Origin of the sequence: Salipiger marinus (assembly GCF_035481585.1) — a bacterium.
Classification (GTDB): domain Bacteria; phylum Pseudomonadota; class Alphaproteobacteria; order Rhodobacterales; family Rhodobacteraceae; genus Salipiger; species Salipiger marinus.
The window spans coordinates 1-7,269 of sequence record NZ_JAYKSL010000050.1 but is presented as its reverse complement, the minus strand read 5'-3'; the positions used below and the strand labels follow the sequence as shown (position 1 = coordinate 7,269).

Here is a 7,269-nt window from a genome sequence, read left to right as displayed (position 1 = left end):
AAAGAGAAAAAGAGGCAGGTATTGTGGCACTTTACGGTGATTTGAAGCGGGCAAAGAGCGAGGAAGATGTCAAGGATGCCTACATTAAGGCTCTGGGGCTTAAGTCATTCTCTAAGAACTTGATCGACATTCAGACAGAAGAAGTATGGTTTGAAGCTAAGGCAAACGGCTCTTGGACATTCTACGAGATGTTCACACAGCTACTTCATTATGTTCAGGTTGCGCTGAACAAGGGTGAACATGTTCCAGCTCTTCTATGCGTCATAGACACTGAGAAGGCTGCCATAATGCAAAGCAGCCATGTCATTCCATTTCTCGCAAAGAAAACTATTAAGTGGGGGAAGTCTGCATCATCAGTCCCGAAGGAGGCCGTAGATGCCATCTCAATCCATATCGGCACCCACTTTGTTGCTTTCAACATTGAGAACGATTCTTCCGAATTCATCTCAACCGTAAAAGACGCCATTGCTGAAGGCGCCATTATCCGCACCCAAATAACACCGGATAACCTAAAGCAGGTTTTTGACAAATGGGTGGATATGATCGGGCAAGAGGTGGAGGACGTTGAAGACGACAAGTACAGCCTTCTATTTTTCGCTGACATCATGAATGACGGCGTCGCATCTACTCACAAAAGCCTACCAGCAAAACTTTTGTTTCTAGATGGTGACCCGGTATTTGAGGTCGACGGAAAGATACATAGTCTGAAAAACTTAGAGGGATATCGTCGTTTCTGGACGATATTCCATCGCCCCCCTAAAGATGAATACAGAAACTATATCCTAGAACGCCGAGACAGCCTCATACCCGTAGTCGAAAGGGTTTTCAAAGGAGCGTTTTATACCCCTTTGCACGTTGTGGATAAGGCGTACGACCAACTCACCTTCTCTTTAGGTAAAAGCTGGCAGAAACGATACAAAGTCTGGGACATGTGCTGTGGCGTCGGGAATCTAGAAGTAAAGCACTCGAACCACCGAAATCTCTTTATGTCTACACTCGACAAGTCGGATGTGGACGTGATGAAAGCAACAAAGACTTGCGTAGCCGCACATCGTTTTCAGTACGACTACCTCAATGATGACATTACAGAAGATGGAAAAATTGACTACAGCCTGACCGACAAATTGCCTACAGAGCTGCGCGCCGCCATAGCAGCAAAGGAAAAAATCCTTATTCTGATTAACCCTCCTTATGCTGAAGCCATGAACGCTGGTAGCGGAGTGGCAACGACAGCTGTTGGTCGCTCTCTCGGTGGCGATGTTGGTTTTGCACGTCGTGAATTGTTCATACAATTCCTATTGCGCATTCAAGCAGAAATTCCAAACGCCGTAGTAGCAATGTTTTCAAAGCTAAAGTACGTAAACGCGCCAAACTTTGACAAATTTAGAGATAGCTGGAACGCCAAATATCTTGGCGGTTTTGTCGTACCTAGCCGAGCTTTCGACGGGCTCAAGGGAGATTTTCCAATTGGCTTCCTTGTGTGGGATACCAGCAAAAAGCGCAGGAATATTAAAAAGCCATTTGAGCTCGAAGCTGAAGTTATCGACAAGAGCGCTAACGCAATCGGCGCGAAAAGATTCTATGATGTTCCGAAGGATAAACTTCTAAACTCGTGGATCGACAGACCAAAACCTAACTCCACACCCGCGATCCCCTTAACAAACGCTATTGAACCTACATCTAGGACCAATGACGTAAGAGGGCCTAAATGGGCTGATGGGGCAATAGGAGGCATGATCAGCAAGGGGTCCGACCTGCAAAACGCAGGAATTACCGCGCTCTTCTCTTCAGGCTACGCTAGCGCTGGCGGCTTCCTCGTTACAAAGCAGAACCTTCAGAAATCAGCGGTAGTTTTCACCGCTAAAAGAATTATTAGGCAAACTTGGCTCAATGATAGGGATCAGTTCCTCATTCCAGATCCTAGTATGTCAGATGAGTTTTCCAATGACTGCCTGGTATGGATGCTATTCAACAATGGTAATCTATCAGCTGGCGCCGACGGGCTTCAATGGCAAGGGAAAGAATGGTCTCTGGTAAACCATTTCATCCCATTTAAAGAAGACGACGTTGGAGCACCTAGCCGATTTGAATCAAATTTTATGTATCAGCACATCTCATCCTTGAAGCTTTCAAAAGAAGCAAGAAAGGTCTTGTCTGATGGCCGTAAGGTCTGGTCTGCTTATTTTGAAGCGGTGGATAAGAAGCAGATCCCTAAAGCTATACGAGATGCTTATAAGCTCAATCGCTCCGATGTCGGCTGGTATCAGGTGAGAAATACACTTGATTCACTGGCTAACAATGGCACCAGCGTATCTGGTCGCACAAGCGATATGGAAGTATCATACAAGGCTCTTTCCCGGAAAATAGAGCCAAGTATCTACACTGCGGGAATTCTGAGAGCTTAATTCAAGCATTACTTAAGCTACTGTTGATAGGCGACAAACGAGTTAATCATGGTCACAGAAGCATACACGGAGAGACCTTTGGAGCGGTTTTGTAGTGCCTCGTGTGTAAGCAGGTACTTTACTACTGTCGCCTATCAGCTTACATGACGTCATGATCAAGACCTTCGCACACAAGCAGCTGAAAGCCCTCTGGGAGACCGGCAAGTCGAAGATCGATGCACGCATGCACAGCCGCATCTTGCGGCGGCTGGATGCGCTCGACGCCGCCACGGCTCCCGAAGACATGAACCTGCCGGGCTTCGACTTCCACAGCCTGCGGGGGCACACACCAACGCGCTACACCGTTCACGGGAACGGTCCGTGGTGCATCACCTTCGAGTTCCGCGGCGGCGACGCCTATGTGCTGGACTACGAGCAATATCCCTCGGAGGCGAGGATGAGCCGCAACCCTGACCGCTGCCCGACGCATCCGGGCGAACTGCTCCGCGAGGATGTGATCCCCGCGACCGGAAAATCGAAAGCCGAAATCGCAAGGATGCTCGGCGTGTCGCGCCAGCACCTGCACGACCTTCTGGCCGAGCGGAAGCCCGTCAGCCCGGAGGTGGCGGTACGGCTTGCCAAGCTGTTCGGAAACGCACCTCTGGTTTGGATCAGGATGCAGGGGGCTTATGATGCCTGGCACGCTACCCGCGAAGTCGATGTGTCGGCCATCCCGACACTGAGCGCTGCACCCAACAATTCCGCCACGGCCTGATTGCCACAGACCGCAGTCACGCCAGTAGCGAAAGGACTAAAGTCTGTATGAAACGGGATGATGACTTCATTCGGGAACTGCTTTTTGAGATCGAAGAATCCAACGATCCTTATCTGATAGCTGATCTCGTCCTAAGCCCCTCTCCTGAAGACCTAAAGCGGCACATGCATGCAAAGTGGCTCAGCGATGCAGGGCTTTTCTTGGAAGAAAATGATGGTGTTTTCCGCCTTACGAACCAAGGGCACGATTATCTTGCTGCGATCCGAGATGATGTAATCTGGAGCAAGACCAAGGCTGCCGCCTCCAGCGCAGGAGGAGTAGGCTTGGGAATCATGAAAGACATCGCAGTCGCTTACGTGAAACAGGAGCTATCCACACGACTCGGGCTACAAATTTAGGCCCTAGGTTCAGGTCACAGGCCGTAGTCATGCCCCCAGTCTCGGGTGGCATGGCGTTCCTGCTCCTGCTCATGTTCGAGGTCTTTCTGGCGCTGTAGTTCCTGGGCCGTCCTCAGCTCGTCAGCCTCCCGCTCTTGGCGATAGGCTGACAGCCGTTCGCTGAGCGCGTCCCGGTCCACGCCGGAAAACGCACCGCGCAGCCGTGCGGCGAGACCTTCTGACGTCTCCCGCTCGGGTGCCTCATTCTCCACTGCGTCCTGTTGTCGGGCCTCCCATGCCCCACGGAGCCGCGCCGCCAGATCGGCGGGCGGCTCCTGCGCCTCGGGACCACCGGCCAGCGCCAACTCGCCCTGATCGCCGCCGAGGCGGTCCAAAACGCGATCTGCCGTCTGGCCCAGCCAATCCCGAACATGGCCTGCCAGCTCCTGCGCGATCCGCGCGACCTCGGCCGCTTGCGCCTTCACCTCGTGCCAGGCACGGACTGCGCCTACCTCGTGGCCGCGTTCCTTCATCTGCCACGCCCCTGCGGAAAGCTGCGGCAGAGGCTCGCGGTCCAGCGACACCGCACGCACGGTCTCGCGCAGCTCCTCGGCCTCGTCGCCGCGGTCCCGCGCCTCGGCAGCCAGCTCAAGGGCCTCGTCCCGCTGCGCCTCTAGGGTGCGGTGGTCGATGCGCTCCTCGATGCCGGCGCGCTCGAGGGCAAGATTGGCGTCCCGCGCCCACGCCTCCCGCCAGCCCTCAAGAAGCTCGACCTTGTTCCAGTCGCGGTTCTTGGTGGTGAAGCCCTCGGGGCCAATCTCGCGGGTGGTGAGCAGGATGTGGGCGTGGTGGTTGCGATCATCGCCGTCGCGCCCCGGCGCGTGCAGGGCGATATCCGCGATCATGCCGCGATCCACGAACTGTTCCTGGGCGAAGTCCCGGACCAGCTCGACCCGCTGCGCATGGGTCAGCTCGGCAGGCAGGGCCACGCGCACCTCGCGGGCGACCTGGCTGTTCTTCCGGGTCTCGGCTTCCTCGACCCGGTTCCACAACTCGGATCGGTCGAAGACCCAATCCGGGGCGTGGTCAGGCGCAAGGGTTTCGGTGTGATCGACGCCGCCGCGCTTGGCGTAATCGAAGGTCAGGCCGGTGCGCCGATCCTCGATACGCTCCGCCACACGATAGGCGATAGCCGCCGTGGCGCTGCGGCCCTGCGAGCGGGAAATCATCGAAACTCTGAGATGATAGATCGCCATTCGGGGCCGCACTTAGCTTAGGGTTCGAGGGGAAACGCCAGTCTCCCCCGCCCACACAAACGCGCAGCGTTTGTATAAGTGGGCACTTCGTGACTTGCACCCTGCCTCAACCCTTGCAAGAAATCAACATGTGTCAAAAGAGCGGAGGTCAGAATGGCGCGGACAATCGATCAGCAAATTGCGGAAACACAGGCCAAGCTGGCCCGGCTGAAAGAACGACAGAAAGCCAGCGAGACCCGCCGCAAGATCATCGTCGGATCGGTCGCGATCTCCAACGCGCTGAAGGACCCCGAGAAGGCACGCGCGCTCGCCGCCCTGCTGCGCCGTGCCGTGACACGCGAAGTCGATCAGAAGGAAATCACCGGCCTCCTGGAAGAACTCGATGACGCAGCAGCGAAGGCGGAACGACAATGAGCGCCAAAGACCCGTTCCAGATCCTCGCCGATGAGCTGACCCTGATCCGCAAGGACATGGACCAGCTCCAACGTACCAGCCTCGACAAGAAGGACGCCCAGGCCCTGCACAAGAAGTTGGCCGAGGGGGTCGACCGGATGTACAGAGCCGCCCCCGAAGTCCAGCAAGCCATCGACAACCGCCTGATGGCCGTCGCGGCCTACCTCAAGGAAGAAACCACCAAAGCCGCCGAGAAGGCCGCGAAAGACGCCATCCTGAACGCCCATGACGAAAGCATCGATGCCGCCCGGAGCCTCACACAGGCCGCTGGAGAGGCCCGTAGACAGGCATGGCGCTACTTCGGAGGGTTCTGGGTCTGGTTGGCCTCCATGCTCGCCACAGGCGTCGTCCTGGGCCTCCTGCTGGCCTATGGCACCGAGACCGCCAAGGCAGCTTTCTCAATCGACACCATGGCGCGTTATGGCTGCGGGAAGCTGGGGATCGGCGGGCAACTGATCGAGCAGAGTGACGGGTCCAGTCTCTGTGCCTTCTGGATTAAGCTTCCGGAGCAGTCTGGGAACTGACGGAGCCACCAGCCCCTGACCTCTTCTCAGAAAATCCAACCGCTGCCACAGGCGCTGACAGGTGGAATTGGGGATATCCCTTCCCCTCCCTGCCTGACCCACCCCATCCCTGAGCGTTGCGCTATCGGTAATGGACCACCCTGCTCCAAGGTTCGAGCTAGTTGATAGCTGTGATGCAGGCTCCTTCGTCGCCTGCGTCGTTCAAAAACTCCACCCCCGCCCGATCGCTCGGCCAGCGCTGTGGGGGCGCGCTCCCGATCGAACGGGCGTGGATTTTTTGCCCTCCTATAGATCATTAGAAGGGGCAAAATATGAGACCTTGAAAATCAATGACTTACGTGGGGGGGGTAGGTCATAGCTGTGACCTCCCCCCAGGTCACAGCTATGACCTAGGTCTGAGCGAAATTCGTGCAGACATGAGCGAATTTTGACGGCATAATGCAGCCTATATGTGATCGACAAATGACTATGCGTGAATCAAATTTAACCACCGATGGACTAGGGGTAGGTCATGGATGAACCAGGGCGGGCACAATCCGAAAACCGGGAAACACTCCCGAGCAAACCCACTCGTGGCCACTTCGTGCAGACTGACCGAGCCGCACATGAGGCTTGGGCACGGTTAGGCACAAAACATCCGGCGGCCTCCGCGTTGCTCCATGTCCTAGCAGCCAACGTCGGTGACCAGAACGCGGTCGTCGCATCCCACAAGGTGCTGGCCAAACTCATGGGCTCGTCGGCCTCCACCGTGAAACGCGCCCTGAAGACCCTCGAAGCTGGCAACTGGATCGAGGTTCAACAGATCGGCGCAAGCGGCACGGTTAACGCCTACGTCCTCAACAGCCGCGTGGTTTGGACCGAAGCCAGAGACCGCCTGCGCTACGCCCGCCTGCAAGCGGAGGTTCTTCTGGCCGAAGACGAACAACCCGAACCCATCGAGGCCAACAAGGCTGCTTTGCACCACCTTCCCCGCATTGGAGAGATGCAAATTCCTTCCGGCAGCGGCTTGCCCCCGATCTCTCAGCCCAGCTTCCCCGGAATGGAAGCGGATCTACCGGGGACCCCGGCGAGAGAAGACGAGTAAACAGGTTAACAGGACCAAAACAGGCAACCGCGAACGATAGGAAACCCCATGGTATACACCCTTGGTGAGGCAGCAAAGGCCACGGGGAAGTCGAAGGCGACCATCTCGAAGGCTATAAAATCCGGGAGAATTTCTGCATCAAAGGACGAGACTGGCGCATTTCGCATCGACCCTTCTGAGCTACATAGGGTTTACCCCCCAACACCAGCTGGTGAACGGAAGGAAACCCCTGAAGAAACACCGACAAACACCCAAGATCTTGGTGATTTCAAAGCGTTGCAAGCCCGCCTTGAAGCAGTTCAGGAGCGCTTGGCAGACAAGGAGGCCGTGATCTCTGATCTGCGGGAGGACCGCGATAAGTGGCGACAGCAAGCAACGGCGCTTTTAGAAGACAAACGCCCAAAAGGATTCTCCCT

At 55.9% G+C, this 7,269-nt stretch carries 8 protein-coding genes; 7 read left to right on the top strand and 1 reads right to left on the bottom strand.

From position 1 onward, the window contains the following. The 3 genes from VK682_RS26665 to VK682_RS26655 all read left to right on the top strand — a co-directional run. A partial coding sequence (locus VK682_RS26665) for a hypothetical protein (RefSeq protein WP_324782941.1) occupies window positions 1-2,405 on the top strand: 2,405 nt, incomplete at its 5' end. 151 nt (window positions 2,406-2,556) lie between these two features. After that, the gene (locus VK682_RS26660) at window positions 2,557-3,159 is read left to right on the top strand and encodes a HigA family addiction module antitoxin (RefSeq protein WP_324782940.1); all 603 of its coding nucleotides are present in this window, start codon (window positions 2,557-2,559) and stop codon (window positions 3,157-3,159) included. 47 nt (window positions 3,160-3,206) lie between these two features. Then, window positions 3,207-3,557, top strand: a complete 351-nt coding sequence (locus VK682_RS26655) for a DUF2513 domain-containing protein (protein ID WP_324782939.1) — start codon at window positions 3,207-3,209, stop codon at window positions 3,555-3,557. A gap of 14 nt (window positions 3,558-3,571) precedes the next feature. On the opposite strand, the gene mobQ is transcribed toward VK682_RS26655, so the two are convergent. Next, complete coding sequence (mobQ, locus tag VK682_RS26650; RefSeq protein WP_324782938.1) at window positions 3,572-4,792, bottom strand: MobQ family relaxase; 1,221 nt, start codon at window positions 4,790-4,792, stop codon at window positions 3,572-3,574. Between the two features lie 153 nt (window positions 4,793-4,945). On the opposite strand from mobQ, the gene VK682_RS26645 reads away from it, so the two are divergent. From VK682_RS26645 to VK682_RS26630, 4 genes are all read left to right on the top strand, one after another. After that, on the top strand, window positions 4,946-5,206 hold the full coding sequence (locus VK682_RS26645) for a hypothetical protein (RefSeq protein WP_324782937.1): 261 nt from the start codon (window positions 4,946-4,948) through the stop codon (window positions 5,204-5,206). Further along, window positions 5,203-5,769, top strand: coding sequence for a hypothetical protein (locus tag VK682_RS26640; protein WP_324782936.1), 567 nt, complete (start codon window positions 5,203-5,205; stop codon window positions 5,767-5,769). The genes VK682_RS26645 and VK682_RS26640 overlap by 4 nt, the downstream gene beginning before the upstream one ends. Before the next feature lie 511 nt (window positions 5,770-6,280). Continuing rightward, on the top strand, window positions 6,281-6,853 hold the full coding sequence (locus VK682_RS26635) for a replication/maintenance protein RepL (RefSeq protein WP_324782934.1): 573 nt from the start codon (window positions 6,281-6,283) through the stop codon (window positions 6,851-6,853). 48 nt (window positions 6,854-6,901) lie between these two features. After that, window positions 6,902-7,269: helix-turn-helix domain-containing protein (locus VK682_RS26630; protein WP_324782933.1), on the top strand; the 368-nt coding region annotated here is incomplete at its 3' end.